The organism is Plantibacter sp. H53, assembly GCF_001650455.1.
In the GTDB taxonomy this organism is placed as follows: Bacteria; Actinomycetota; Actinomycetes; order Actinomycetales; family Microbacteriaceae; genus Plantibacter; species Plantibacter flavus_A.
The window spans coordinates 1-26,503 of the sequence record NZ_LWCT01000016.1 but is presented as its reverse complement, the minus strand read 5'-3'; the positions used below and the strand labels follow the sequence as shown (position 1 = coordinate 26,503).

Here is a 26,503-nt window from a genome sequence, read left to right as displayed (position 1 = left end):
TCCCGAGAGGAAAGCATGACCGAGTTCGCCGGTCTCGGCACCACCGCAGCCGCGGGTGCCCAGGCGACCCAGTCCGGCCGCGAAGCACGCGCGGTCCTCGGGTCCCGCAGGATCGTCGTCGTCCTCGGCGGCTTCATCGTCCCCGTCGTCATCCTCGGAGCCTGGCAGCTCGTCACCGCGCTCGGCCTCGTGCCGGCCTCGCAACTCCCGGCACCCGCCGAGGTCTGGGCGGCCGGCGTGGACCTCGCGCAGCGCGGCTGGCTGCAGCAGGACGTCGCCATCTCGGTGCAGCGGGTCCTCATCGGCTTCCTCATCGGTGCGGTCCTCGGCCTCGTCCTCGGCGCGGTCGTGGGGCTCTCGCGCCTCGGCGACATCCTACTGTCGACGATCTTCGCGGCCATACGCGCCGTCCCGTCGCTCGCGTGGGTCCCGCTGCTCATCCTCTGGTTGAAGATCGGTGAGGAGTCGAAGATCACGCTCATCGCGATCGGCGCGTTCTTCCCGGTGTACACGACGGTCTCCGCCGCCCTCCGCCACGTGGACAAGCACCTGGTCGAGGCCGGCCGCGCCTTCGGCCTGAACGGTGTCGCGTTGTTCCGGACGGTGCAGCTGCCCGCCGTGACGCCCTCGGTCGTCTCCGGCCTCCGACTCGCGCTCGCGCAGTCGTGGCTGTTCCTCGTGGCGGCGGAGCTCATCGCCTCGTCCATGGGACTCGGATTCCGCCTGGTGGACTCGCAGAACAACGGCCGGGTCGACCGCATCTTCTTCGTCATCATCGTGCTCGCGCTGCTCGGCGCGATCACCGATGCGCTCGTCGGTGTCCTCGACCGCTGGATTAAGCGCCGCTGGGGATAGCGGTATGCCGCGGTCGGCCGTGCAGTTCCCCGGCGTGAACGGCCGAATGTTGCAGCGAAGTCGCTCCTGACGCAAGAAATCCGCACCCCCTCCGCCCCTACGCTCGAAGGAATCGTCACCCACCCCGGGCGACGCCTGCGCACGCGGAAGGAGGTTCACCATGTCGAACGTCGCCACCACCCACACGAAGAGCATCGTCGGAGAGCCGGAGGTCGTCGAAGACGCCGCCGCACTCGTCGGGCACCCGGCCTGGACGGACCTCAAGGCCGCCGCGACCGCGCTGCAGGCCGTCCAGGTGAAGGACGGCTCGATCCCCGAGGCGGGCGACCACGAGTCGGCGGCAGGGCACGTCGCCACGATCGTCGCGAGTGTCCGCACCCTCGCTCCGAACTTCCCGCACGACGCCGAGTACCTCGACGCCCTCGTCGCCGACTTCGACCGCTGGGAGCGCGACGGCTTCGGCGTCCCGGACTTCCTCGACTCGCTCGTCGCCTTCCACCCCGAGCGGCACCGCGAGGACGGCCTGGCACACCTCGTCGTGTTCCCGATGGTCACGCAGAACGGTTCGACCGACCGCCACATTGAGGCCGTGCTCGTCGAGGTCATCTGGCCCGAGTTCATCGCCGCGCTCGAGGCCGGCGACTACACGAACGCGCTCTTCGTGCCGATCCGCTTCCTCGACTTCACGCCGGGGTACGACACGAACTCCGCGGTCCTCTTCCCCGAAACGGTCGCGATGCGCGCGATCCCGGCGTTCACCTGGGGCGCGATCTTCCAGGACCGCGAGGCGGCCCGGTACCGTCGGGTCGTCCGAGCCGCGGCCGAGATCACCAAGCTCGACCTCCCCGCCGACGCCGCGTCCCTCCTGGACGACCAGCAGCTGGCCGAGGAGACCTTCGTCATGTGGGACCTCATCCACGACCGCACGCACATGCGCGGTGACCTCCCGTTCGACCCGTTCATGATCAAGCAGCGGATGCCGTTCTTCCTGTACTCCCTCGAGGAGCTGCGCTGCGACCTCACGGCGTTCCGCGAGTCGGTGCGGCTGGAGCGCACACTGACGACCCGCGCGGAGACCGAGACCCTCGACGCGGCGGACGTGGCGATCCTCGAGCACGCGAAGCTCGTCCAGTACGCGATCATCTTCGACCGCATCTTCCGGTTCGCCATCACCGGCTCGCGCGTCCGGAACTACGACGGCGTCGGCGGCCAGCTGCTGTTCGCGTGGATGCACCAGCACGGCGTGCTGCACTGGACCGACACGAGGCTCACGATCGACTGGGACGAGGTCCCCGACGTGGTCGTGCGGCTCGGCGAGAGCATCGACGAGCTGTACTGGCGATCGATCGACCGTCCGAAGACCGCGCACTGGCTCGCCGCGTACGAGCTCGTCCGGACGACGCTGACGCCGCACCCCGCGTCGCAGTGGGCGCGTGGGCTGTCCGACGAGATCCTCAGCGGACCGCCGCGCGGACTCACCGACGCGGTCCTCGACGACGAGTTCCCCCTGTCGATGTTCTACGAGGCGCTCGGCAAGAAGATGGCGGACGTCATCACGTCGACCGCCGGGATCACGGGGCGATCCGCGGCCTGACCCGACCGTGCCGCGGAGGAGCCCGGAGCAGCACTCTCCCGAGTGCCGCTCCGGGCTCTTGTTCGAGCCCGGAGCGGCGCCCTCCGTCGCTCGACGGATGTCCTCGGCGGGGCGTCGCGCTAGCGTGGACGGCATGAGCGAGCCCGCCGTCGACCAGCAGGAGGACCGCCCGGTCGACCCCTACGACGCCGAGTGGCGACGTCCTGCCGCGACGCCGTCGGAACAGCGATCGGACGTCATCCTCGCCATCGCCCTCGGCGTCGGCACCCTCCTCAGCCTGACGCTGTACACGATCGCCGGGTTCTACCCCGAGCCCGCACCGATGTGGGCGTCCGTCCTCTGGGCGATCGGCATCACCGCGCCGCTCGCGTTCCGTCGCCGCTTCCCGTGCTCCGTCTCGATCGTCGTCGCCGTCATGTTCATCGTGGGCGGCACGGTGCTCGTACCCGAGGTCCTCTTCACGAACATCGCCCTGTTCCTCGCGATCTACACGGTCGGTGCATGGGTCCCGAACCGACGTCGCGCCGCACTCGTCCGCGTGCTCATCATCGTCGCCATGTTCGTCTGGCTGCTCGTCTCCATGTTCATCCAGGCGACCGACCCCGACGCGCTGCCCAGCCTCTCCCGGGTGGGGCTCTTCTCACCCCTCGTGGCGTTCATCCTCATCCAGATCCTGACGAACATCCTCTACTTCGGGGCCGCGTACTTCTTCGGCGAGCGCGTGTACCAGTCCTCCCGGGAGCGGGCGGCGCTCGAGCAGCGCACGGCCGAGCTCGAGGCGGAGCGCGCCCGTTCCGCCCGGCAGGCGGTTGCCCTCGAGCGGGTGCGGATCGCGCGCGAGCTGCACGACGTCGTCGCCCACCACGTCTCGGTGATGGGGGTCCAGGCCGGCGCCGCGCGCACCGTGCTCGATGCCGACCCGGCGGCCGCGCGGGATGCACTCACGAACGTCGAGCTCGGCGCACGGAGCGCGATCGACGAGCTGCGCAAGATGCTCGGCACCCTCCGCGCGCACAGCGAACCGACCGACGAGGAGAGCAGCCCGTCAACCGTCGGCGTCGGCCAGCTGGGCCGGCTCGCCGACGAGTCGACGGCGAACGGGCTGCCGACGAGGTTCGAACTCGTGGGCACACCGGTCGCGATCCCGGCCGTCGTCTCGTTCAACCTGTACCGGATCGCGCAGGAGGCGCTCACGAACGCCCGCAAGTACGGTGGCACCACGGCGACGGCCGAACTCAGGCTCCGCTATCTGGACGACGCGGTCGAGCTCGAGGTCACGAACACGGGGACCGTCCCGACGGTGGCCCGCCGCGGTGGGCTCGGGCTCATCGGGATGCGGGAGCGCGTGGCGTCGTCGGGCGGCGTCCTCGAGGTCGGGGCACGCGCCCGCGGCGGCTTCCTCGTCCGGGCCGCCATCCCGCTCGGCCGGCCGGGCGACCAGGCGATGGAGCCCGTCGCCGCGTCCATCGCCGACGCCCGCTTCGCCTCCGCCGCCGCAGGACGACCCCAGACCGCCACCACGAAGGACCAGGCATGACCGAGCAGCCCACCCGTATCCTCCTCGTCGACGACCAGGAGCTGCTGCGTGCGGGCTTCCGCATCATCCTGGGCTCACAGCCCGGGATCGAGATCGTCGGCGAGGCGTCGGACGGCGCCGAGGCCGTCGCGCTCGCGACGACGCTCGCGCCGGACGTGATCTGCATGGACGTCCAGATGCCGGGCATGGATGGCCTCGAGGCCACCCGTCGGATCGTCGCGGATCCCGAGGTGCACGCCGCGGTCCTCATCCTCACCACCTTCGACCGCGACGACTACCTGGCCGAGGCGCTCCGGGCCGGTGCGAGCGGGTTCCTCCTGAAGAACTCCTCGCCGGAGGAACTCGTCGCAGCGGTCTCGGTGATCGCGGGCGGGGAAGCGCTCCTCTCGCCGGCGGTCACCCGCCGGGTCATCGAGGGGTTCACCCGGCAGAACCCCGCCGTCGAGGACGCCGTGGAGGATCACACCGCCCCGGCCGGGCCGACGACCGGCGCAGACTACGACCAGCTGACGGAGCGCGAACGCGAGGTCCTGCAACTGGTCGCCCAGGGCCTGTCCAACCAGGAGATCGCGACCACGCTCTTCGTCGGCGAGGCGACCGTGAAGTCGCACGTCTCGAAGGTGCTGCAGAAGCTCGCCCTCCGCGATCGCATCCAGGCGGTCATCTACACCTACGAGCACGGGCTGGCGTCACCGCGCAGCTGAGGGTTCGCTCCGTCTCCGCGCAACCCCGTCGGTCGGTCGGATGCGAGGAGTAGCGTGACGACCATGGAATTTCGATACCTCGGCAACAGCGGACTCAAGATCTCAGAGATCATCTTCGGCAACTGGCTGACCCACGCCTCGCAGGTGGAGAACGACGTCGCCACGGCGAGCGTTCGCGCCGCCCTCGACGCCGGCATCACCACCTTCGACACGGCCGACGCCTACGCCAACACGGCGGCTGAGCAGGTGCTCGGCGACGCCCTCAAGGACGAACGACGCGCGAGCCTGGAGATCTTCACGAAGGTCTACTGGCCCACCGGCCCGAAGGGGCACAACGACGTCGGGCTGTCGCGCAAGCACATCATGGAGTCGATCGACGGTTCGCTCACGCGTCTCGGCACCGACTACGTCGACCTCTACCAGGCCCACCGCTACGACAGCGAGACGCCCCTCGAGGAGACGATGCAGGCCTTCGCCGACGTCGTCCGGGCGGGCAAGGCGCTCTACATCGGTGTGAGCGAGTGGAACGCCGAGCAGCTGCGCGCCGGCCACGCCCTGTCCAAGGAGCTGGGCTTCCAGCTCATCTCGAACCAGCCGCAGTACTCGATGCTGTGGCGGGTCATCGAGGAGGAGGTCGTCCCCACCTCGCGCGAACTCGGCATCTCCCAGATCGTCTGGTCGCCGGTGGCGCAGGGCGTCCTCAGCGGCAAGTACCTGCCGGGTGCAGAGCTCCCGCAGGGCAGCCGGGCCACCGACGAGAAGGGCGGCGCCGACACCATCAAGCGCTTCCTCGACGACGAGGTGCTCACGGCCGTCCAGCAGCTGAAGCCCATCGCCGACGAGCTCGACCTCACCATGGCGCAGCTGGCGCTCGCCTGGGTGCTGCACAACGACAACATCGCCGGTGCGATCGTCGGGGCCTCGCGTCCCGAGCAGGTCACTGCGAACGCCGCCGCGGCCGGTGTGAAGCTCGACGACGCGGTCATCGCCCGCATCGACGAGGCCATCGGCTCCGTCGCCGAGACCGACCCCTCGAAGACGGTCTCCCCGGAGTCCCGCCCCGCCTGATCCAGCGCTCGGCTGGTCCACGACGCCCGGTATCCCCCACTCGACGGAGAAGGGGACCGGGCGTTGTCGCGTCAACCCGTCCTGCGGCGGATGCCGGTGGCACACTGCGCCGCGTAGCGTGATCGCCATACCGGGAGAACCCGACGCAGGACACTCGGTCCAGCACGCAGATCACAGGAGGCGGCCGATGCTCGAACTCAGCCACATCGACAAGTCGTACGGCGAGCGGAAGGTGCTCGACGACGTCAGCTTCCAGGTCGCCCCCGGCCGCATGACGGGGTTCGTCGGCGGGAACGGCGCCGGCAAGACGACGACGATGCGCATCCTGCTCGGTGTCCTCGCCGCGAACGCAGGAACCGTCACGCTCGACGGCACCCCGCTCACCCCGGAGGACCGCCGCCGGTTCGGCTACATGCCGGAGGAGCGCGGCCTGTACCCGAAGATGCGGGTCGAGGAACAGCTCGTCTACCTGGCCCGTCTCCACGGGTTCACGACCCACGCCGCCAAGCGCAACGCCGGCGAACTGCTCGAGCGCCTCGGCCTCGGCGAGCGCCGGAACGACGCCCTCGAGAGCCTGTCGCTCGGCAACCAGCAGCGGGCGCAGATCGCCGCGGCGCTCGTCCACCACCCCGACGTCCTCGTCCTCGACGAGCCGTTCTCCGGCCTCGACCCGATGGCGGTCGACGTGGTCGTCGGTGTGCTCAGCGAGTTCGCCGCAGACGGCTCCCCCGTCCTGTTCTCCAGTCACCAGCTCGACATCGTTGAGCGCCTCTGCGACGACCTCGTGATCATCGCCGGTGGCAGGATCCGCGCCTCCGGCTCGCGCGAGTCACTCCGCGAAGCCCATGCCGGCAACCGCTACGAGCTGCTCACCGCGGCAGACACCGGGTGGCTGCGTGAGCGCCCGGGGATCTCCGTCGTCGACTTCGACGGCGGCTACGCCCTCTTCGACGCCGACGACGCCCAGGCGGCGCAGGCCGTGCTCCGTGAGGCGCTGACCCAGGGCGACGTCACGAGCTTCGCCCCCCTCCGACCCACCCTCGCCCAGATCTTCAAGGAGGTCATCCAGTGACCACGGCAACCGAGTCCCCGATCCAGCCCGCCGGTCGTCGTCGCTCCGGCCCGGCCTCCCCCAGCCTCGTGCAGAGCATCGGTCTCGTCGCCGAGCGCGAGGTCAGGATGCGCCTGCGCAGCAAGACGTTCCTCATCTCGACGGGCATCCTCCTCCTCGTGATCCTCGCCGGCATCGTCGTCGGCGGGTTCCTCGCGAAGAACACCGCCTCGGAGACCACGAAGGTCGCGGTCGTGGGGAACGCGGGTGCGGGACTGGTCGACGAAAAGACCTTCGACGTGACCGAGGCGGCCGACGTCGCCGCCGCTGAAGCCCTCGTGAAGTCGGGCGACGTCGAGGCGGCGATCGCACCGGCCACCGACGACAACCCCACCGGCGTCCAGGTCATCTTCGACTCCGAGGCCTCCAACACGCTCATCATGCAGCTGAGCGCGCAGCCGCAGGTCACCATCCTCGATCCCGACGCCGACGGCTCCGCCGGCTTCCTGCTGTACATCGTGTCGCTCGGGTTCGGTCTCGTGTTCTTCGTCTCCGCCACCACCTTCGGGGCGTCGATCGCGCAGAGCGTCGTCGAGGAGAAGCAGACCCGCGTCGTCGAGATCCTCATGTCCGCCATCCCCGTGAAGGCGCTCCTCGCCGGCAAGGTGCTCGGCAACAGCATCCTGGCGTTCGGGCAGATCCTGGCGATCGCTGCGCTGTCGGTGATCGGGCTGACGGTGACGGGCCAGACGGAGCTGCTCGGAGGCCTCGGGACCCCGGTCGTCTGGTTCGTGGTGTTCTTCGTGCTCGGCTTCATCCTGCTGGCCGCACTCTTCGCCGCCGCCGGCTCCCTGGTCTCACGTCAAGAGGACATCGGTTCGACGACGACCCCGATTACGATGCTGATCATGATCCCGTACTTCGCCGTCATCTTCTTCAACGACAACCCGGTGGTGATGACGATCATGTCCTACGTGCCGTTCTCGGCAGCCGTGGGCATGCCCGTCCGTCTCTTCGTCGGCTCGGCGCAGTGGTGGGAGCCGATCCTGTCCCTGCTGATCCTCGCGATCACGGCGGCGCTCGTCATCCTCGTCGGCTCGCGGATCTACGAGAACTCGCTGCTCAAGATGGGCGGCCGGGTCAAACTGTCGGAAGCGCTCAAGGCATGAGCGGGCTCGGCGGGATCGACGAGGTCTTCAACCCGGGTGCCTTCGAGGCCAAGCAGTTCCTCGACGCCGAGCAGCGCCTCCCCGCGCCGGCCCCGCTCGCGGGCGACCCGGCGGGCGACATCTACGGCGACGACCCCATCGTGCTCGACCTCGTCGATGAGGACGAGGAGGACCAGGACGCCCGGCTGACGCCCGAACAGGCCGCCGCGCTCGCGGCCGAGCAGCCGGCTCAGCCCTCCGCCGAGGACGAGCAGCAGGCCGCCGTCGCCTCCTCGATCGCCGTGCACGCGCTCGCCTACGAGCACGCGCTGGCGCAGGAGACCCCGGACGCGGAGCCGGAGCCCGGTGCGCACGCCGACATCGACGCCGCGATCGACGCCGTGCCCGAGGAGAGCGTCCCCTCCTCCGACGGCCCGCGTCACGCCGCCGACTGACCTCGTTTCCCAGTCCCCTAACTCAGGAGTGTCCCGGCGTGTCGGCCGCGCGCACCGGCCGCCACGCCGAGACACTCCTGAGGTGGGGAGACCGACGACACCGGGTCGGACGCGCAGGAAGTCGGCCCGCGATGCACGGAAGCTGCGTGTGGCATGCGCGAGGATGGATCAGTGACCGATTCTCTGCATGACACCAGCATCCGCGGCTTCGCCTCCGACAACTACTCCGGCGTCCACCCCGAGATCCTCGACGCCCTCGCGGCGGCCAACGGCGGCCACCAGATCGCCTACGGCGAGGACGACTACACCCGTCGGCTGCACGAGGTCTTCGCTGATCACTTCGGCCGCGACGTCGCCGTGTTCCCCGTCTTCAACGGCACCGGCGCGAACGTCGTCGGCCTGCAGTCCATGCTCCCGCGCTGGGGTGCCGTCATCTCGGCGTCGACCGCGCACATCAACTCCGACGAGGGCGGCGCGCCGGAGCGGGTCGGTGGCATCAAGCTCCTGACGGTCGACGCCCCCGACGGCAAGCTCACGCCCGACCTCATCGACCGCGAGGCGTGGGGCTGGGGCGACGAGCACCGTGCACAGCCGCTCGTCGTCTCGATCACGCAGACCACCGAGCTCGGCACCCTGTACACGCCCGAGGAGATCCGCGCGATCGCCGACCACGCGCACGGTCACGGCATGAAGCTGCACCTCGACGGAGCCCGCATCGCCAACGCCGCAGCAGCCCTCGGCGTCCCGCTGCGCGCGTTCACCGCCGATGCCGGCGTCGACGTGCTGTCCTTCGGCGGGACGAAGAACGGACTCATGTTCGGCGAGGCCATCGTCGTCCTCGAACCGTCGGCATCGGAGGGCCTCGTCTACCTCCGGAAGCTCAACATGCAGCTGGCGTCGAAGATGCGCTTCGGTGCGGCGCAGCTCATCGCCCTGCTCGAGCCGGCGGCCGACGGTGGCGACGGGCTCTGGCTCCGCTCCGCGACCCACGCCAACGCGATGGCCGCGCGCCTCCGCAGCTCCCTCGAAGCGCTCATCGCGGCCGGCGAGGCACCGGGACTCGGCTTCAGCCAGCCGACCCAGGCCAACGCCGTGTTCGCGACCCTTCCCGCGGGCGTCCCCGACCGCTTGCGGGAACGCTTCCGCTTCTACGACTGGGACGCGGCGAAGGGCGAGGTCCGCTGGATGTGCTCGTTCGACACCACCGAGGACGACATCGACGCGTTCGTCGCCGCGATCCGCAAGGAACTCGCCCGCGCGTAGCGGCCGGTCACGATGCCGGCGGGCCTCTGCGCGTCGACCCCCGATATGGCAAGGTTGGAGATCGGGCTTCCAACCGGATGAGAGAGACGGTCATGCACTATCAGTCGACGCGGGGCCACGATCTGCCCCAGCACTTCTCGGACATCCTCCTCGGCGGGCTCGCCCCGGACGGCGGCCTGTACCTCCCGGCCGAGTACCCGCAGCTGACCGCTGAGGAGCTCGAGTCGTGGCGCGAGCTGTCCTATGCCGACCTCGCGTTCGCCGTGCTGTCGAAGTTCGCCGACGACATCCCCGCCGCCGACCTCCAGGACATCACCCGTCGCACCTACACCGCCGAGGTGTACTCGAACGGCCGCGCCGGCGACGACGCCTCGCTCATCACCCCGCTGCGCACCCTCGGTGAGGAGGGCGGCACCGAGCTACAGCTCCTCGGCCTCTCGAACGGCCCGACGCTCGCCTTCAAGGACATGGCGATGCAGCTGCTCGGCAACCTCTTCGAGTACACACTCGCGAAGAGCGGCGACGAGCTCAACATCCTCGGCGCGACCTCCGGCGACACCGGGAGCGCGGCCGAGCACGCCATGCGCGGCAAGACGGGGATCCGCGTCGTCATGCTGAGCCCGCACGGCCGCATGAGCAGCTTCCAGCGCGCGCAGATGTTCAGTCTCCAGGACGACAACATCGTGAACCTCGCCGTCGAGGGCAACTTCGACGACTGCCAGGACATCGTGAAGGCCGTCTCGAAGGACGCTCCGTTCAAGGCGCTCCACGCCGTCGGTACGGTCAACTCGATCAACTGGGCCCGCGTCGTCGCGCAGGTCGTGTACTACGTGCACGGCTGGCTCCTCGCGACCGACGGTCCGGGCCAGAAGGTGTCGTTCTCGGTGCCGTCCGGGAACTTCGGCAACGTCTGCGCCGGGCACATCGCCCGCTCCATGGGGCTGCCGATCGACCAGCTCGTCGTCGCGACGAACGAGAACGACGTCCTCGACGAGTTCTTCCGAACGGGCGTGTACCGCCCGCGCTCGGCGGCCGAGACGCACCACACGTCGAGTCCGAGCATGGACATCTCGAAGGCGTCCAACTTCGAGCGTTTCCTCTACGACCTCGTCGGTCAGGACGCGACCCGCCTCGGTGAGCTGTTCCGGTCCCTCGACGAGGAGGGCGGGTTCGACCTCTCCGGGACGCCCGAGTTCGAGCGGATCAGCGAGTTCGGCTTCGTCTCTGGCCGCAGCACCCACGCCGACCGCGTCGCCACCATCCGCGACGTGCACGAGCGTTACGGCGTCACGATCGACCCGCACACCGCCGACGGCGTCACGGTCGCCCGTCGCCACCTGCGCGAGGGCGTCCCGATGCTCGTGCTCGAGACCGCGCTGCCGGCGAAGTTCGCCGAGATCGTCCGCGAGGCGCTCGGCGAGGAGCCGGAGCGTCCCGAGGCGTTCGAGGGCATCGAGGGTCTCGAACAGCGATTCGAGATCGTGCCGGCCGACGTCGACCGCATCAAGGCGAGCATCGCGCAGCACACCGGACGCTGACCCACCCCGGTCCCTGAGCCTGTCCCGGCCCCGATCCCTGAGCCGACTCGGTCCGTGAGCCCGCGCCGGTCCCTGAGCCTGTCGAAGGGCACCCGACCGCGCCGTCGACACCGCGTCCGGTCCGGCGGGGAGCGCGGAGGATAAGCGTCCGGCGACCCGGAGCCAAGCCCCCGCGGCGATGCGGCGTCCGCTCTACGCTGCCGTCATGAGCAATCCCATGGATCCAGCAGCAGCAGACGCCCAACGTGAAGCCCTCGCCCACGGCGGCCCAGGTGCCCAGGCACACGTGCCCGGCGAGGACCAGACCGACAGCTCGGTCGGCGGTGTCGTTCCCGACGGCGGTGCGGTCGACCGCTCGGCCGACGACGCGGCCCCCGGCGACGGCGGTCTGAGCAACGCCGGTGACGGCGTCGGTGGTGACGACATCGTCGGCGACGCCGGACTCGACGACGCGGACACCGAGGATGCCGTCGAAGACCTCGACGACCAGGACGACCTCGCCGACCGCGCGCCCGTCGGCGACAGCTTCGGCGAGGGCCCGGAGTAGCGAGGAGTCACGCCCTGGGGGCGCCGCTCCGGTCCCTGAGCCTGTCGAAGGAACCCGGTCGACGCCCCCGGTCCCTGAGCCTGTCGAAGGGCGCTCAGGGGACCAGGATGAGCTTCCCGCTCGGGTGACCCGACTCGCTCTCGCGGTGCGCCTCGGCCGCCTCGGTGAGCGGCCGGACGGTGCCGAGTTCGAAGTGGAACCGTCCCTGCTCGACGAGGGACGCGACCGCCGGGATCGCCTCCGCCCGCCAGGCCTGCTCCTGCTCCGTGAGCGGGAGCGGGTTGCCGCCGGACCACGCCTGGATCCCGAGGTCGGCCGCCTTCGCGCCGACGACGATCGTGCCGATGTGCTGCCGGTCCTCGACGAGCTCGAACGAGGCCTCGAGCGCCTCGTCGGTGCCGACGGCGTCGAGTACGCGGTCGACGCCCTGCGGAGCGGCCTCGCGCACGCGCTCCACGAGCCCGGGACCGTAGGTGACGGGGATCGCCCCCAGCTCCCGCAGACGTGCGTGGTTCCCTTCGCTCGCGGTGGCGACGACGGTCGCTCCCCAAGCCACGGCGAACTGCACGGCGGCGTGCCCCACCGAGCCCGATCCACCGTGGATCAGGAGGGTCGTCCCCTCGGTCACGCCGAGCGAGCGTAGTGCTTGATAGGCCGTGCTCACGGGGATGCCGATCGCCGCGGCCTCCTCGAAGGAGATGGCAGCCGGTTTGCGGATGATCTGGTCGGGTGTGACGACGACGTGGGTCGCGTACGTCCCGGAGGCGTTGACGACGACGACCTCGTCGCCGATGGACCAGCCGTCGACCCCGTCGCCGACCTCGACGACGCCGCCGGCGCCGTCGCTCCCGACGCGTCGGGTGCCCTGCAGCTCGCCGCCGCGGAGGCCGCTGCGGAGCTTCCAGTCGATCGGGTTCACGCCCGCGGCGCGCACCTCGACGACGAGTTCGCCGGGACCCGCCTCAGGCGTCGGGACCTCGACGAGGTCGAGGACGTCGGCCGAGCCGAGCTCCTGGTACTGGATGACGGTCGCCATGTCGTTCCCTTCCCGAGATGCGCCTGCGCACCCCTGATCGACGTCCGCCACGCATCGTGGCGGCCCTCCGAGGCTACTCCCGACGCTCCTCCACAGCCCCTCGGAACCTCCGGACCGTGACGCCCCATGACCCGCGGATGGCACCGGCACCGGACTCCCGCGTAGCGTTGCAGCATGCCTCCCACTGATGGATCGACGTCCGCGGCGCCCGCCGCCACCATCGCGAACCTCCTCGCCGAGACCCGCAGCTACGCCCCGCCGGCCGACCTCGCCCGGACGGCGAACGTCGGCCCGGAGGAGTTGGTCCGCGCGGCCGCCGACCCCGTGGCGTTCTGGGAGGAGCAGGCCCGACGCCTCGACTGGGTCACCCCGTGGCACACGGCGCACACGTGGGACCCGGCCCGACCGGTCGACGGGTCCGACCCGACGGACCCCGAGCCCGAGCTCACCGTCCCCGCCGCCACCTGGTTCGCCGGGGGAACGCTCAACGTGGCGGTCAACTGCGTCGACCGCCACGTCGATGCCGGACGAGGCGACAAGGTCGCCCTCCACTTCGAGGGCGAGCCGGGCGACCGCCGCTCCATCACCTACGCCGAGTTGCAGCGCGAGGTCGCGAAGGCCGCCAACGCCCTGACGGCACTCGGCATCGGGCAGGGCGACCGCGTCGTCATCTACCTGCCGGTCATCCCCGAGACGGTCATCGCCACCCTCGCCGTCGCGCGCATCGGCGCCATCCACTCCCTCGTGTTCGGTGGGTTCTCCGCCGAGGCGCTGCGCTTCCGGGTGGAGGACACCGAGGCGAAGCTGCTCATCACCACCGACGGCCAGTACCGCCGGGGTACCGCTGTGCCCGTCAAGCAGAACGCCGACGCCGCCGTCGACGGTGTGCCGTCCATCGAGCACGTGCTCGTCGTCGCACGCACGGGCGACGAGACGCCGAACGTGCCTTGGACCCCCGGTCGCGACGTCTGGTGGCACGACACCGTGGGTGTCGCCGCCGACACCCACGAGGCGGAGGCGTTCGATGCGGAGAACCCGCTCTTCATCATCTACACGAGCGGCACCACCGGGAAGCCCAAGGGACTCGTCCACACCTCTGGCGGCTATCTCACGCAGGCGTCCTGGACCCACTGGGCGATCTTCGACGCCAAGGACGATGACGTCCACTGGTGCACCGCCGATCTCGCCTGGGTCACCGCACACACCTATGAGATCTACGGTCCGCTCTCGAACGGGCTCACCCAGGTGATCTACGAGGGCACGCCGAACACTCCGCACCAGGCACGGCACTTCGAGATCATCGAGCGCTACGGCGTGACGACGTACTACACGGCACCCACGCTCATCCGGACCCTCATGACGTGGTTCCCCGAGGGGCCGCCCGCCGAGTACGACCTCTCGACCCTCCGGCTCCTCGGCACCGTCGGTGAGGCGATCAACCCCGAGGCCTGGATGTGGTTCCGCGAGCGCATCGGGCGCGGCGAGACCCCGGTCGTCGACACCTGGTGGCAGTCGGAGACGGGGTCGGCCGTCATCGCACCGCTCCCCGGCGCGACCACGATCAAGCCGGGTTCCGGCAGTCGCGCACTCCCCGGCCTGGAGGCGTTGGTCGTCGACGAGGACGGCGAGACGGTGCCGTACGGATCCGGCGGGTACCTGGTCGTCAGCCGCTTCGGGCCCTCGCTCGCACGCACGGTCTGGGGCAACCCGGAGCGCTACCGCGACTCGTACTGGGCGAAGTACTGGAGGCAGGGCTACTTCTTCTCCGGCGACGGCGCGAAGTGGGACGAGGACGGCGACATCTGGGTCCTCGGGCGCGTCGACGACGTCATCAACGTCTCGGGCCACCGCCTGTCGACCATCGAGATCGAATCGGCCCTCGTGTCGCATCCCCACGTGGGCGAGGCCGGCGTCGTCGGCGTGCACGACCCGATCACAGGGAGCGCGATCGCCGCGTTCGTCATCCCGTCCTCGCGGTCCCACGGGCCCGAGGCCGACGGCGAGGCGTACTGGTTGGATCGCTCTGCGGCACTCCGCGAGGCACTGCGCTCCCACGTGGCGAACGAGATCGGCCCGATCGCGAAGCCGCGCGACGTCTTTGTGGTCCCAGACCTGCCGAAGACCCGCTCGGGGAAGATCATGCGGCGTCTGCTCGGCGACATCGTCGACCAGCGGCCCCTCGGCGACACGACGTCGCTGCAGGACGAAGCGGCCCCGCACCGGATCGCCGAGATCGTCACTGCTGCACGGACCCCTCGAACCCGGGAATAGCGCCTCGATCGATGCAGTTGCATCCATCGTCAATGGCGACGCAGCCTCTGTCCACTTCCCTTGTTCCGCTTGGAGACCGCATGTCCATCGTCACCCGTACCGCCCAGACCGACGCCCCCATCCTCGACGTCCTCGCCGACCGGTGGAGCCCCCGCTCTTTCGTGAGCGAACCCGTCGCCGCAGCGAAGATGGCCTCGGCCCTGGAAGCCGCGCGTTGGTCGCCGAGCGCCAACAACGTGCAGCCCTGGCGGTTCATCGTCGGCACCAAGGGGACCGCCACGTTCGACGCGATCGCTGAGCAGCTGGTGGCGTTCAACCGAGGGTGGGCCGCTCAAGCGGGCGCGCTCATCGTCGCCGTCGCCGAGACGGTCGACGACGAGGGGAACGAGCGTCCCTGGGCCATCTACGACCTCGGCCAGGCGATGGCGCACTTGAGCGTCCAGGCCCACAGCGACGGCCTGTTCGCACACCAGATGGCCGGCTTCTCCGCCGACGGCATCCGCGAGGCGTTCTCGCTGCCGGACGGCCTCCTGCCGTTCACCGTCACCGCGCTCGGCGAGCTCGGCGACCCGGAACTCCTGCCCGAGGGCATGCTCCGCGACCGCGAGACCGCTCCGCGCGAGCGTCGTCCGCTCGCCGACCTCGTGATCGTCCAGGAGTAGTCCGCTCGGTTCCTGCACCACCACGCTGCGCAGGCCGGTCCGCCGGACTGCGCAGTCGTGGTTCGTGGGGCTCATCCGTCATCGCTCGAGGTAGGCCGGTGACGACGCAGTCCAACAGCCGACACGATGAACAACGCAGTCAAGGCTGCTCCCACGCATGATCGCAAGATGAGTTCTCCAGTCGCGCCCCAGTGGGCCCCGTAGACGATCATGCTGACCGTCGCGAGACCGGCGAGCAGGGCAGCGAGAGCGCTCATCGAAGGTCGTTCCGTCAGACGCCACCAATCGCGCGACGTATCCGGCTCCGTTGCACCGCGTGACTGGCGTGCTATCGCCCATACGCCGACCCCTTGAAACACCGCGACCACGGAGCCGCCGTCCGCCGTTCCAAACTGAACTGGCGCAGCCAGGAGACCAACGACGAGGCACACTCGTATCAACCGCGAGCGTATCCTCACATGCTCAATCCTCTTGCACATATGAAATATTTAAGTATATCTCGATCAGGCGGTCGACCAACCGGCTCGCGTATCGAGAGGATTTCCTATGACACGACGCATATTGACCACGGTGACGGCCACCGCCGTTCTCGTCATCCCGTTTCTGATGGGTAGCCCCGCCTCAGCTGAATCCTCAACCGTCGAGACTGTCGAGGTGACATCCGAGCACTGCGTAGACCAGATCGATGAGATTCGCCCGACCGGTGGCTCTCGATCCGCGGCCGACTACTCGATTTGTCAAGGACAAGTGACGGTCGAGGAGTCCGCCCCCGTCCGCGCAACGCAGGCGGACATCCAAGAAGCACGAGCGGCGGGGATCATGGCTGGACCCGAGGCCTGGTACCGAAACTGGACACACACCTATCTCGGAGGAGGACTTGCGGAGATCCACCGCGGCCGTACGTTCTGGGATGGCGATGTCGCATGGATCAGGCCCTATGGGGGTATCGGTGGTAGCCACGAGTGTCACACCGAAGGATCGTGGGCGGTCGGATGGGCGGTGAAGAGGGTCTTGTGCGATCAGCCCGCGGCCGACCCATCCGCGGATGCGTTCTACCGGTTCGATGCCAGCATCCTCTTCCAGGGTTCCCCTGTCACACTCGGCATCGGCCTGCACTACTCGACGAATGCTTCCGGGGGAACGACGGCCTGGCAGGTCGGTGGTTGATCATCCCGTTCCACCACGCTGCGCAGTCCGGTCCGCCGGGCTGCGCAGTCCGGTCCGCCGGGCTGCGCAGTCGTCGTTCGCTGGGTCACACGTCATCGTGACCGGTCCCTGAGCACCTCAACTGGTCGCTGCCCTTCGACAGGCTCAGGAACCGCGGGTCGAAGGGTGTATCCGTCGAGCCGCTACAGCCCCGCGACGAGGTTGATGACGGTCGCGAGGATCACGGAGCCGAAGAGGTACGACAGCAGGGTGTGCTTGAGCACCGTGCGGCGCAGCTCACTGGACCGCAGCGTCGTATCGGAGACCTGGTAGGTCATGCCGAGGTCGAACGAGAGGTAGGCGAAGTCGCTGTACTGGGGCGCCTCCTCCTGGTTGAAGTCGATGCCGCCCTCCGGAGCAGCGAAGTACATGCGTGCGTACCGGAGGGTGTAGATCGTGTGGATGAGCGCCCACGACATGGCGACACTCAGCACCGAGAACCCCGCCAGCAGGCCCTGTTCGACGCCGGTCGACGCCCGCGCCTGCAGGATCACGACGCTGAGGGCGACGAGGCTCCCGACGCTCGCCAGCACGATGAGGACCTCGCTCGTCGTCCGTCCGGGTTCCTCCGAGGTCGCATGCTCGCGCGTGCGTGCCGGGTCCATCCGCCAGATACGCGCCCAGAGCGAGACGATGAAGACGACGCACGTGGCTCCCCAGCCGGCCAGGATCGCCCCCGCCCAGAACCAGGTCAGGCCAGTGGCCACCCCGACGCCCAAGCCGATGACGGCGGACAGGATCAGGCGGAGTTTCGCGCCGTGCCGCAGGGCGATCGGTCCGGACGTCGATGAGCTCACGAGCTGATCGTGGCACCGTCCGCGGAGTGCGTGACGCAGACTCGCGGCCGACGCCGCACCTCACACCGCTTCGACGAACAACTCCTCCAACTCGGCGAAGACGCCGACGGCGAGGCGCTCGAACTGCTCGGCGCTCAGCCGGATCGTCTCGCCCGGGACGAGGCCGGTGAACGACGCCCCATCGGCGTACTGCAACACGGTCCCCACCGTGAACACCCGGTCGTGGTCGAGGATCGACGCGACGATGAGTTCGAGCTCGTTGAGGGCCCCGGGACCTTTCCCGAGCACCGAGCGCACCCGGTGGACGAACGGCCGGTCGAGCACGAGGGTGAGGCCGGTGAAGAACTCGGGGTCGACCACGGCCAGCGCTGCCGGGTCCGCGCCGGCCTCGGCCAGCGTCTCGCGTCCGGCGACCAGCGCGGCGATCATCGTCTTCGCCTGGTCGACCTCTCGCTGTTCGAAGGTCTTGCGTCCCAACATGGGTGTCTCCTCGGCGTCGCGGATCAGGTGCGCTTCACGCTACTCCCCGGCATGCCCGGATCCCAGCAGGTCTCGCGCCTCCGGTGGTCAGGCCTGCTTGCGCTCGCGACGCGGAACGTGGAGCGACACGACGCCGGCGTCGCGGTTGATGCGACGGGCCTGTGCCCGCCAGATGAGCGCGAAGGCGACGACGAGCACGATCATGGCCGGGACGACGAGCACTTTGAGCACCGGCATGGCCGGGAACAGCAGCCCCCAGAGCACGGTGTTACCGTCCCACAGGCCGTGCATGACCGCGACGAGCAGGTAGGTCAGGAGCACGCCCACGGTGATCCGGAACCGTCCGTTGCGTGCAGCGGCGAACACCGCGGCGGCGAGCAGCGCCGTCCACAGTGGGTGGCCGACCGGGTCGAAGATCGTCCGGGCGAACGCGGCTCCGGCCGCCTGGAACGCCGGGTGCGTGAGGATGGTGTCGAGGGGTGGTGAGCCGGCGGCGAGCTTCTGTGATGCTTCGACGCCGGCCGCCCATCCCTGTCCGATGTACCAGAGGTTCTCGAGGACGGCGAAGCCGATGCCGACGGCACCGCCGACGAAGAGACCACCCCGGGCGGTCTTCACCGGCAACCGCCATGCCACGATCACGACGGCGATGATCTTCGCCAGTTCTTCGGCGACCCCGGCGAAGAAGAGCCCGATGTCGTGCGGGTTCTCGCCGGCATCGGTCGCGGCGACGCCGATGAGGGAGTCGAAGGTGCTGCCGAGCGTGATGGCGATGAAGCCTCCGACCAGCACCGCCCAGAGGAGCGTCGCCGTCGTGACGCCGTCGCCCGACTGGAGGCGTCGGGCCATGATGAGCAGCAGGGTGGACGCGGCCAGCCCTGAGCCGAGCAGGATCCACGCGGGGACCACTGCCGGGTTGCCGAGGAGCACGTGCGGCACCAACAGCAGGAACAGCCAGAGCGCGAGGCCGCCGAAGAAGAACCAGGCGGGGGCGTGTGCGTGACGCCAGAGGGGCGCGGCGGTGCCGCTGGTCTCGGGCGTCGTGATCGGGGCTGCGTGCGACATCGTGTCCTCTCAGGGCGCGCCGACCGGGCCCACCGCGAGGATCACGCTAGTGCGCGGCATCCGTCGGGCACCAGGGGTTTCCTCCCCCACTCGGGGGTCACTGCCAGCGCGGTGCTGTCGCGTGAGCGCGGGGCAGACGCGTGAGCGCACCCCTCCGGAGGGGCGCGCTCACGTCGATAGGCTGCGCTGGGGTCAGCGCACCGCGCTGGCCGCAAGCAGCCGGGCTAGGCCGGAACCACCGCGCGCTCGACCGTGAGGCCGTCGCCGTCGCTCGCGAGCCCGACGTGGACGGTGTCGCCGTCGCGGATCGAGCCGTCGAGGATCGCCCGCGCGAGGCGGTCGTCGATCTCCCGCTGCATGAGTCGACGCAGCGGACGCGCGCCGTACATGGGGTCGTATCCGCGCTCCGCGAGCCACGCACGCGCATCGGGCGTGACCGCGAGGTGCAGCCGACGCTCGCCCAGTCGACGCTGCAGGCGATCGATGTAGAGCTCGACGATCTGGCCGAGCTCCGCTTCGCTGAGCGGCTGGAACACGACGATGTCGTCGAGACGGTTGATGAACTCCGGTTTGAAGGCCTGGCGCACGAGCTGCTGGACCGCCTCCTCCTTCTGCTCGAGGGAGAGCGAGGCGTCCATCAGGTACTGCGAGCCGAGGTTGGACGTCAGCACGAGGATGACGTTCCGGAAGTCGACGGTGCGCCCCTGGCCGTCGGTCAGCCGGCCGTCGTCGAGCACCTGCAGGAGGATGTCGAACACCTCGGGGTGCGCCTTCTCGACCTCGTCGAGCAGCACGACGGAGTACGGGCGTCGACGGACGGCCTCGGTGAGCTGCCCGCCCTGCTCGTAGCCGACGTACCCCGGAGGTGCACCGACGAGCCGGGAGACCGAGTGCTTCTCGCCGTATTCGGACATGTCGATGCGGACCATGGCCTTCTCGTCGTCGAAGAGGAACTCGGCGAGCGCCTTCGCCAGCTCGGTCTTACCGACGCCGGTGGGGCCGAGGAACATGAAGGAGCCGGTCGGACGGTCGGGATCGGAGATGCCGGCCCGGGTGCGCCGGACGGCGTCGGACACGGCGGCGACCGCACGGTGCTGCCCGATGAGTCGACGGGACAGTTCCTGCTCGAGGTACAGCAGTTTCTCCGTCTCGCCCTGCAACAGGCGACCGACGGGGATGCCGGTCCACGCGGCGATGACGGCGGCGATGTCCTCGGCGGTCACCTGGTCGTTGACCATCCGGGGTTCGCCGTCGGTGTCCTGCTCGGCCGACTCCGCGAGCGCGAGTTCGCGTTCGAGCTGCGGGATGTCGGCGTAGAGCAGCTTGGACGCCTGTTCGAGCTTGCCTTCGCGCTGGGCGCGTTCGGCCTTGCTCCGGGCGGCGTCGAGCTGCTTCTTGAGGTCGCCGACCCGGTTGAGGCTCGCACGCTCGCGCTCCCAGCGCGCCTGCAGTTCACCGAGCGCGGCCTGGCGGGTCGCGAGGTCCTCCCGGAGGCGGGCGAGGCGCTCCTTGGAGGCGTCGTCCTTCTCCTTCTTGAGGGCGAGCTCCTCGAGCTTCAAACGGTCGACGCTGCGTCGGAGCTCGTCGATCTCGACGGGGGCCGAGTCGATCTCCATGCGCAACCGGCTGGCAGCCTCGTCGATGAGGTCGATCGCCTTGTCGGGCAACTGCCGCGACGTGATGTAGCGGTCGGACAGGGCTGCCGCCGCGACGAGCGCGTTGTCGGCGATGGCCACCTTGTGGTGCGCCTCGTACCGCTCCTTGAGGCCGCGGAGGATGGCCACCGTGTCCTCGACGCTCGGCTCCCCCACGAACACCTGCTGGAAGCGACGCTCCATGGCGGCGTCCTTCTCGATGAACTCGCGGTACTCGTCGAGCGTGGTCGCGCCGATCAGCCGCAGCTCGCCGCGGGCGAGCATGGGCTTCAGCATGTTGGCCGCCGCGACGGACCCCTCGCCGCCGCCGGCACCCATGAGGACGTGGAGCTCGTCGATGAAGGTGATGATCTGTCCGTCGGACTCGTCGATCTCCTTGAGCACGGCCTTGAGGCGTTCCTCGAACTGCCCGCGGTACATGGCGCCGGCCACGAGCGCCGAAAGGTCGAGGGAGATGAGCTGCTTGCCCTTGAGGCTCTCGGCGACGTCGCCCGCGACGATGCGCTGGGCGAGGCCTTCGACGACGGCGGTCTTGCCGACGCCGGGCTCGCCGATGAGGACGGGGTTGTTCTTGGTGCGCCGCGTGAGCACCTGGCTCACGCGGCGGATCTCGGCGTCGCGGCCGATGACCGGATCGAGCTTGCCGGAGGCGGCGATCTCGGTCAGGTTGACGCCGTACTGCTCGAGCGCGCTGCGCTGGTCCTCTTGCTGAGGCGTCTGGCCTGCTGGCATGGGTACGGTCTCCTGTTCAAAACTTGAGTGAATCTGACTCAAGTTTACCACCGCCACCCCCCGCCGACAAGGTGCGATCGGCGGGTGACCTTCAGTGCATCGAAGGGTAGGCTTACCTATCGATGCCTCGCCTCAGTGAACAGACCCCCGACTCGATCTTCATCCTCCTCGCAGCCGTCGTCCGGCGCATCGAGCAGGTGAGCCCGAGCTATCGGCGCTTCACGTTCACGGGCCCCGAGGTCCAGCACATCGCGGACAACCGTCACGACCAGCGCATCAAGCTGCTCTTCCCGCTGCCCGAGACCGGTTTCGACGAGCTGCCGATGCACGACGACTGGTACCAGGCCTGGCGGCTGCTGCCCAACGACAAGCGTCACCCGATGCGCACGTACACGATCCGCGAGGTCCGGCCCGAGCTCGCCGAGTTCGACGTCGACATCGCCCTGCACGGCCGCGTCGGCCCCGCGTCCACCTGGGCGATGGACGCGAAGGTCGGCGACGAGCTCGTCGTCAACGTCCCGAACGCCCGGTCGGCCGTCCCGGCCGGCGGCATCGACTGGCATGCGCCGGCCACCGTCGACCAGGTGCTCCTCGCCGGCGATGAGACGGCCCTGCCCGGGATCGCCGGGATCCTCGAGCGCCTGCCGAGCACCGCGCGCGGGATCGCCGTCGTCGAGCTGCCGCACGAGGACGACATCGCCGCCCTGTCCACGAAGCCCGACGGGATCGAGGTCGTCGTCCTCCCCCGCGGCGACCAGCCCGTGGGCACCCTGCTCATCCCCGAGGTCGAGCGCATCGCGAGCCGCCTCGCGCCGAGCGTCGACACCGCCACGATCGCCACGCAGCCGGCACTCGAGGACGTCGACGTCGACACCGAGCTGCTCTGGGAAGCGCCGGTCAACGCGACCGGAGGCCCCGTCCTCGAGAGCGCACCGCTCTACGCGTGGCTCGCCGGAGAGGCGTCGGCCATCAAGACGCTCCGCCGACACCTCGTCTCCGGGTGCGGCGTCGACCGCAAGTCGGTCGCGTTCATGGGCTACTGGCGACACGGCAAGGCCGAAGACAACCGATGAGCCGGTGAGCGCCGACCTCGACAGCCTGCGGCTCCCGACCGCGGCCGCCCGCGCACGAGAGGCGTCGACCGGCATCGCCCGATCGACCGCCTCGCGCTGGCTCCTCCTCGTCGCAGCGCTCGTCGTGCTCGCCACAATCGCCGTCGGCAGCCTCTTCATCGGCTCGGGGACCATCAGTGCCGCCGAGGTGTGGCGGGCACTCTCGCTGGGCGGCGACGACACCAATGCGATCCTCGTCACCGGGTTCCGGGTGCCGCGCATGCTCCTGGCCATCGGCGTCGGAGCGGCGCTCGGCCTCGCCGGAGCGATGATGCAGGCCGTCACGCGGAACCCGCTCGCCGACCCCGGCATCCTCGGCGTCAACGCCGGGGCGTACTTCGCGGTCGTGCTCGCCGTCGCCATCGCCGGCACCGCCGACCTGAGCTCGTACGTGTGGTGGTCCTTCGCCGGCGCCGGCCTCGCCTCCGTCATCGTGTACGTGATCGGCTCCCGGGGCCGCGCCGGGGCGACCCCGGTCCGCCTCGTGCTCGCCGGCGTCGCGCTCTCCGCAGCGCTGCAGGGGGTGACCTTCGCCATCACGATCCGCAACCCCGACATCTTCGACAAGATCCGCTTCTGGCAGGCTGGATCACTGCAGAACCGCCAGATGGACGTGTTCCTCGGGGTGTCGCCGTTCCTCATCGTCGGAGTCGTCCTCGCGCTCGTCGTCTCGCGGTCACTCAACGCCGTCGCCCTCGGAGACGACCTCGCGACCTCCCTCGGCACGAAGGTGCTCCGGACGCGGGTGCTCTCGGTGGTCGCGATCACCCTGTTGTGCGGTTCGGCCACCGCGGCGGCCGGGCCGATCGCCTTCCTCGGACTCATGTCGCCCTACCTCGCCCGCGCCATCGTCGGACCGGACCAGCGCTGGGTGCTCCCGTTCACGATGGTGTTCGCGCCGATCATCTTCCTGCTGTCCGACCTCGTCGGGCGGGTCGCCGTCCCCGGCGAGATGCCGGTGGGGATCGTCACGGCGTTCGTGGGTGCCCCGCTCCTCATCGTGCTCATCCGCCGTTCGAAGGCGCAGGGGCTGTGACCGCGGTCGCCGAACCGGGCCGGCGCACCGTGCGGGTCGGTCGGGTCAGCTGGGTGGTCCACCGGCGCGAGCTGGTCGTCGTCGGCGCCCTGGTCGCCGTCGTCGTCGAGGTCGGCGCCTTCGCGCTCACCCAGGGCGAGTACCGCATCCCGCTCGACAAGCTGCTCGCCGCGTTCACCGGCACGGGCTCGGAGAGCGTTCTCCGCATCGTCTTGGAGTGGCGCCTGCCGCGGGTCGTGATCGCCGTCGTCGGCGGGATCGCGCTCGGGCTCTCCGGCGCGATCTTCCAGTCGATCACCCGGAACCCGCTCGGCAGTCCCGACATCATCGGCTTCAACTCCGGCGCGTTCACCGGCGCGCTCATCGTCACGCTCGTCGTCGGCGGGAACTATGCGGCGACGGTGTCCGGTGCGTTGATCGGCGGGCTCGCGACGGCCCTCGTCGTCTATCTCCTCGCGTGGTCTCGGGGCGTCCAGGGCTTCCGGCTCATCGTGATCGGCATCGCGATCAGTGCCGTCCTCAACGCGTTCAACGACTACCTGCAGCTGCGGGCGGACCTCAACGCCGCCATCGCGGCCGCGAGCTGGAGCATGGGTTCGCTCGCCGACCTCGGGTGGCAGGACGTCGTGCCCATGACGATCGCGGTCGCGGTCCTCGTCCCCCTCCTCGCGCTCATGTCCCGCCGACTCGGCATGCTGGAGTTCGGCGACGACATCGCGAGCGCCCTGGGCATCCCGGTCGAGCGCACGCGGCTGCTGCTGCTCGTGATCGGCGTCGCGCTCACCGCGACCGTCACCGCGGTCGCCGGCCCGATCATCTTCGTCGCCCTCGCCGCACCCCAACTCGCCCGGCGACTGACGAAGTCCGCCGGCATCACCCTCGTCCCCTCGGCCGCCATGGGCGCGGCGTTGCTCCTCGTGAGTGACGTCGTGGCTCAGCGGATCATCGCCCCGGCCGCCCTGCCGGTCGGTGCGGTGACCGTGACCCTCGGTGGCATCTACCTCATCGCCCTGCTCATCACGCAGGCGGGAAAGCGCTGACATGAAGACCGACAGCCCCACCACCAGACTCGCCGGGACAGGCCTCCGCGTCGGCTACGACCAGCGGACCATCATCCACGAGCTGGACATCGCGATCCCCGACGACTCGTTCACGGTCATCGTCGGGCCGAACGCCTGTGGCAAATCGACGCTCCTGCGTGCCCTCGCCCGGCTGCTGAAGCCGACCCAGGGGCACGTCGTGCTCGACGGTCAGGAGATCACGCGCTACCCGTCGAAGGAGGTCGCGAAACGCATCGGGCTGCTGCCGCAGACGTCGATCGCGCCCGACGGCATCTCGGTGATCGATCTCGTGTCGCGCGGCAGGTACCCTCACCAGTCGATCCTCCGACGCTGGTCGGCGGCCGATGAAGCGGCGGTGCTCGCGGCGATGGAGGCGACGAACGTCACCGAGCTGTCCGGTCGCCTCGTCGACGAACTGTCCGGCGGCCAGCGCCAGCGGGTGTGGGTGGCGATGGCCCTTGCTCAGGAGACGCCGTTGCTGCTGCTCGACGAGCCGACGACCTTCCTCGACATCACGCATCAGGTGGAGCTGCTCGACCTCTTCACGCGGCTCAACCAGGAGGGTGGTCGCACCCTCGTCGCGGTCCTGCACGACCTCAACCAGGCGGCGCGGTACGCGACGCACCTGATCGCGATGCGGGACGGACACGTGGTCGCGCAGGGTGCGCCGGCGGACATCGTGACGGCCGAGCTCGTCGAGGAGGTCTTCGGGCTCCGCTGCCGGATTATCAACGACCCCGAGTCGCACACGCCGCTCGTCATCCCGTTGATGGGCGCGCACTGACCCGTGGTGCTGGGAGGCGTCAGCGCGGTGCGCTGGCGTGAGCGCGGGTTTGTTGGCGTGGGCGCGGGTTTGCCGGGCCCGTCAGCGCGGTGCGCTGGCGCGAGCGCGGGTTTGTTGGCGTGGGCGCGCCCCGGTGTCGTGAGCGCGGGCCTCCGGAGGGGTGCACTCACGCCGGTGGGGCGCGCTCACCGTGGTGGGCGCGTGCCGGTGTCAGCAGCCGATGGCGGGTTTGCCGGGTCGGCACGGCTTGTCGACGCCGACGGTCGAGTTGCGGACGATCTGGACCGTGTGGGGTTCTTCGGTCGGGATCGGCAGGGTTCCGATGACGGGGAGCCAGCCACTCTCACCGATGCGGTACTCGGCGGCGTACTCGACCTCGACGGTAATGGTCTTGGTCCCGACCGTCGTGTAGCGGTGACTGGTCGGGGTCTTGGAGAACTCGGCCAGTCCGAGGGCGGCCCAGCTGGATCCACCGGTCCGGACGGTCGCATGCTCGCCGTCGCCGTAGTCGAAGGTGAATCCGACGGGGATGAAGTGCACCTCCGCGACCTGACCGAGGAGGGTGCCGGTTCGGGTGTGTCCGGAGGCACCTGCGATGACGTTGGCGTGGAGCCCGCGGACACCCCAGGCGGCGGGTTCGGTGGTGACGGTCGGTGCGGCGGGGGCGAAGCTGGCGACGTCGCGGATTGTCACGGGGTGCGCGGCGGGTGCTGCCCCGAGGTCGGTGCCGAGGTCGCCGGGCGTGAAGGTGTAACACTCGTCGGGGCGCATGAGGCTGCAGACCGTCCGCTCACCGTTGGGCCCGTCGGTCACGCCGGGCGGCAGCTCGGCCGACCCGCCACCGCC

General features: G+C 69.7%; 24 protein-coding genes. 18 read left to right on the top strand and 6 right to left on the bottom strand.

The window, feature by feature from the left end:
• Window positions 1-15 precede the first annotated feature (15 nt).
• The 11 genes from A4X17_RS10005 (at window position 16) to A4X17_RS09955 (ending at window position 11,760) form a co-directional block, all read left to right on the top strand.
• Window positions 16-855: an ABC transporter permease gene (locus A4X17_RS10005; RefSeq protein WP_082916078.1), complete on the top strand. Its 840-nt coding sequence runs from the start codon at window positions 16-18 to the stop codon at window positions 853-855.
• Window positions 856-1,015: 160 nt separating this feature from the next.
• Window positions 1,016-2,449: a DUF6421 family protein gene (locus A4X17_RS10000; protein ID WP_064295525.1), complete on the top strand. Its 1,434-nt coding sequence runs from the start codon at window positions 1,016-1,018 to the stop codon at window positions 2,447-2,449.
• A 133-nt stretch (window positions 2,450-2,582) separates the two neighbouring features.
• A complete protein-coding gene (locus tag A4X17_RS09995; RefSeq protein WP_082916083.1) occupies window positions 2,583-3,986 on the top strand; it encodes a sensor histidine kinase in 1,404 nt (467 codons plus the stop codon).
• Window positions 3,983-4,690, top strand: a complete 708-nt coding sequence (locus A4X17_RS09990; RefSeq protein ID WP_064295524.1) for a response regulator transcription factor — start codon at window positions 3,983-3,985, stop codon at window positions 4,688-4,690. Before A4X17_RS09995 ends, A4X17_RS09990 begins: the two co-directional genes overlap by 4 nt.
• A 63-nt stretch (window positions 4,691-4,753) precedes the next feature.
• The gene (locus tag A4X17_RS09985; RefSeq protein ID WP_064295523.1) at window positions 4,754-5,758 is read left to right on the top strand and encodes an aldo/keto reductase family protein; all 1,005 of its coding nucleotides are present in this window, start codon (window positions 4,754-4,756) and stop codon (window positions 5,756-5,758) included.
• A gap of 187 nt (window positions 5,759-5,945) precedes the next feature.
• A complete protein-coding gene (locus tag A4X17_RS09980; RefSeq protein ID WP_064295522.1) occupies window positions 5,946-6,830 on the top strand; it encodes an ABC transporter ATP-binding protein in 885 nt (294 codons plus the stop codon).
• Window positions 6,827-7,978 carry an ABC transporter permease gene (locus tag A4X17_RS09975; protein ID WP_231884351.1) on the top strand — a complete coding sequence of 384 codons (1,152 nt, stop codon included), beginning with the start codon at window positions 6,827-6,829 and terminating at the stop codon, window positions 7,976-7,978. The genes A4X17_RS09980 and A4X17_RS09975 overlap by 4 nt, the downstream gene beginning before the upstream one ends.
• Window positions 7,975-8,412, top strand: a complete 438-nt coding sequence (locus A4X17_RS09970) for a hypothetical protein (RefSeq protein WP_064295521.1) — start codon at window positions 7,975-7,977, stop codon at window positions 8,410-8,412. The genes A4X17_RS09975 and A4X17_RS09970 overlap by 4 nt, the downstream gene beginning before the upstream one ends.
• Window positions 8,413-8,565: 153 nt before the next feature.
• The gene (locus A4X17_RS09965; RefSeq protein WP_175484424.1) at window positions 8,566-9,675 is read left to right on the top strand and encodes a low specificity L-threonine aldolase; all 1,110 of its coding nucleotides are present in this window, start codon (window positions 8,566-8,568) and stop codon (window positions 9,673-9,675) included.
• A 92-nt stretch (window positions 9,676-9,767) separates the two neighbouring features.
• A complete protein-coding gene (gene thrC / locus A4X17_RS09960) occupies window positions 9,768-11,213 on the top strand; it encodes a threonine synthase (RefSeq protein ID WP_064295519.1) in 1,446 nt (481 codons plus the stop codon).
• A gap of 205 nt (window positions 11,214-11,418) precedes the next feature.
• Window positions 11,419-11,760: a hypothetical protein gene (locus A4X17_RS09955; RefSeq protein ID WP_139205484.1), complete on the top strand. Its 342-nt coding sequence runs from the start codon at window positions 11,419-11,421 to the stop codon at window positions 11,758-11,760.
• 94 nt (window positions 11,761-11,854) lie between these two features.
• Here the strand turns inward: A4X17_RS09955 and A4X17_RS09950 are convergent, their stop codons facing one another.
• A complete protein-coding gene (locus A4X17_RS09950) occupies window positions 11,855-12,796 on the bottom strand; it encodes an NADP-dependent oxidoreductase (protein WP_064295517.1) in 942 nt (313 codons plus the stop codon).
• A gap of 174 nt (window positions 12,797-12,970) precedes the next feature.
• Here A4X17_RS09950 and acs point away from each other — a divergent pair, with 174 nt between their 5' ends.
• The 3 genes from acs to A4X17_RS09935 all read left to right on the top strand — a co-directional run bounded on the left by acs (window position 12,971) and on the right by A4X17_RS09935 (window position 16,896).
• The gene (gene acs / locus A4X17_RS09945) at window positions 12,971-15,067 is read left to right on the top strand and encodes an acetate--CoA ligase (protein WP_064295516.1); all 2,097 of its coding nucleotides are present in this window, start codon (window positions 12,971-12,973) and stop codon (window positions 15,065-15,067) included.
• 80 nt (window positions 15,068-15,147) lie between these two features.
• Entirely contained in the window at window positions 15,148-15,729 is a 582-nt protein-coding gene (locus A4X17_RS09940) for a nitroreductase family protein (protein WP_064295515.1), read from the top strand.
• Between the two features lie 570 nt (window positions 15,730-16,299).
• Window positions 16,300-16,896 (top strand): hypothetical protein, encoded by a 597-nt coding sequence (locus tag A4X17_RS09935; RefSeq protein ID WP_157583438.1) that lies wholly within the window; start codon window positions 16,300-16,302, stop codon window positions 16,894-16,896.
• Between the two features lie 182 nt (window positions 16,897-17,078).
• Here A4X17_RS09935 and A4X17_RS09930 read toward each other — a convergent pair whose 3' ends face one another.
• The 4 genes from A4X17_RS09930 to A4X17_RS09915 form a co-directional block, all read right to left on the bottom strand.
• Complete coding sequence (locus A4X17_RS09930; RefSeq protein WP_231884350.1) at window positions 17,079-17,732, bottom strand: DUF1345 domain-containing protein; 654 nt, start codon at window positions 17,730-17,732, stop codon at window positions 17,079-17,081.
• A 60-nt stretch (window positions 17,733-17,792) separates the two neighbouring features.
• Window positions 17,793-18,212, bottom strand: coding sequence for a hypothetical protein (locus tag A4X17_RS09925; RefSeq protein WP_064295513.1), 420 nt, complete (start codon window positions 18,210-18,212; stop codon window positions 17,793-17,795).
• An 87-nt stretch (window positions 18,213-18,299) separates the two neighbouring features.
• Window positions 18,300-19,277: a PrsW family glutamic-type intramembrane protease gene (locus tag A4X17_RS09920; protein WP_064295512.1), complete on the bottom strand. Its 978-nt coding sequence runs from the start codon at window positions 19,275-19,277 to the stop codon at window positions 18,300-18,302.
• 224 nt (window positions 19,278-19,501) lie between these two features.
• Complete coding sequence (locus A4X17_RS09915) at window positions 19,502-21,664, bottom strand: ATP-dependent Clp protease ATP-binding subunit (RefSeq protein WP_082916077.1); 2,163 nt, start codon at window positions 21,662-21,664, stop codon at window positions 19,502-19,504.
• Window positions 21,665-21,786: 122 nt separating this feature from the next.
• Between A4X17_RS09915 and A4X17_RS09910 the strand changes: the two genes are divergently transcribed.
• Genes A4X17_RS09910 through A4X17_RS09895 form a run of 4 tightly spaced genes read left to right on the top strand, consistent with a single transcriptional unit; the run spans window position 21,787 to window position 25,657 of the window.
• Window positions 21,787-22,737: a siderophore-interacting protein gene (locus A4X17_RS09910; protein WP_082916076.1), complete on the top strand. Its 951-nt coding sequence runs from the start codon at window positions 21,787-21,789 to the stop codon at window positions 22,735-22,737.
• Between the two features lie 4 nt (window positions 22,738-22,741).
• Entirely contained in the window at window positions 22,742-23,812 is a 1,071-nt protein-coding gene (locus A4X17_RS09905; RefSeq protein ID WP_082916075.1) for an iron chelate uptake ABC transporter family permease subunit, read from the top strand.
• Window positions 23,809-24,852, top strand: coding sequence for an iron chelate uptake ABC transporter family permease subunit (locus A4X17_RS09900; protein WP_064295511.1), 1,044 nt, complete (start codon window positions 23,809-23,811; stop codon window positions 24,850-24,852). The genes A4X17_RS09905 and A4X17_RS09900 overlap by 4 nt, the downstream gene beginning before the upstream one ends.
• A gap of 1 nt (window position 24,853) precedes the next feature.
• Complete coding sequence (locus A4X17_RS09895; RefSeq protein WP_064295510.1) at window positions 24,854-25,657, top strand: ABC transporter ATP-binding protein; 804 nt, start codon at window positions 24,854-24,856, stop codon at window positions 25,655-25,657.
• 210 nt (window positions 25,658-25,867) lie between these two features.
• Here A4X17_RS09895 and A4X17_RS19470 read toward each other — a convergent pair.
• Window positions 25,868-26,503: hypothetical protein (locus A4X17_RS19470; RefSeq protein WP_064295509.1), on the bottom strand; the 636-nt coding region annotated here is incomplete at its 5' end.

What these genes read in the sequence shown, in the direction of transcription:
- A4X17_RS09920 (WP_064295512.1), bottom strand. Translation starts at nt 19,277, where the DNA reads ATGTCGCACGCAGCCCCGATCACGACGCCCGAGACCAGCGGCACCGCC.
- A4X17_RS09985 (WP_064295523.1), top strand. Translation starts at nt 4,754, where the DNA reads ATGGAATTTCGATACCTCGGCAACAGCGGACTCAAGATCTCAGAGATC.
- thrC (WP_064295519.1), top strand. Translation starts at nt 9,768, where the DNA reads ATGCACTATCAGTCGACGCGGGGCCACGATCTGCCCCAGCACTTCTCG.
- A4X17_RS09915 (WP_082916077.1), bottom strand. Translation starts at nt 21,664, where the DNA reads ATGCCAGCAGGCCAGACGCCTCAGCAAGAGGACCAGCGCAGCGCGCTC.
- A4X17_RS09940 (WP_064295515.1), top strand. Translation starts at nt 15,148, where the DNA reads ATGTCCATCGTCACCCGTACCGCCCAGACCGACGCCCCCATCCTCGAC.
- A4X17_RS10000 (WP_064295525.1), top strand. Translation starts at nt 1,016, where the DNA reads ATGTCGAACGTCGCCACCACCCACACGAAGAGCATCGTCGGAGAGCCG.
- A4X17_RS09995 (WP_082916083.1), top strand. Translation starts at nt 2,583, where the DNA reads ATGAGCGAGCCCGCCGTCGACCAGCAGGAGGACCGCCCGGTCGACCCC.
- A4X17_RS09980 (WP_064295522.1), top strand. Translation starts at nt 5,946, where the DNA reads ATGCTCGAACTCAGCCACATCGACAAGTCGTACGGCGAGCGGAAGGTG.
- A4X17_RS09910 (WP_082916076.1), top strand. Translation starts at nt 21,787, where the DNA reads ATGCCTCGCCTCAGTGAACAGACCCCCGACTCGATCTTCATCCTCCTC.
- A4X17_RS09955 (WP_139205484.1), top strand. Translation starts at nt 11,419, where the DNA reads ATGAGCAATCCCATGGATCCAGCAGCAGCAGACGCCCAACGTGAAGCC.
- A4X17_RS09990 (WP_064295524.1), top strand. Translation starts at nt 3,983, where the DNA reads ATGACCGAGCAGCCCACCCGTATCCTCCTCGTCGACGACCAGGAGCTG.
- A4X17_RS09950 (WP_064295517.1), bottom strand. Translation starts at nt 12,796, where the DNA reads ATGGCGACCGTCATCCAGTACCAGGAGCTCGGCTCGGCCGACGTCCTC.
- acs (WP_064295516.1), top strand. Translation starts at nt 12,971, where the DNA reads ATGCCTCCCACTGATGGATCGACGTCCGCGGCGCCCGCCGCCACCATC.
- A4X17_RS10005 (WP_082916078.1), top strand. Translation starts at nt 16, where the DNA reads ATGACCGAGTTCGCCGGTCTCGGCACCACCGCAGCCGCGGGTGCCCAG.
- A4X17_RS09895 (WP_064295510.1), top strand. Translation starts at nt 24,854, where the DNA reads ATGAAGACCGACAGCCCCACCACCAGACTCGCCGGGACAGGCCTCCGC.
- A4X17_RS09970 (WP_064295521.1), top strand. Translation starts at nt 7,975, where the DNA reads ATGAGCGGGCTCGGCGGGATCGACGAGGTCTTCAACCCGGGTGCCTTC.
- A4X17_RS09925 (WP_064295513.1), bottom strand. Translation starts at nt 18,212, where the DNA reads ATGTTGGGACGCAAGACCTTCGAACAGCGAGAGGTCGACCAGGCGAAG.
- A4X17_RS09965 (WP_175484424.1), top strand. Translation starts at nt 8,566, where the DNA reads ATGCGCGAGGATGGATCAGTGACCGATTCTCTGCATGACACCAGCATC.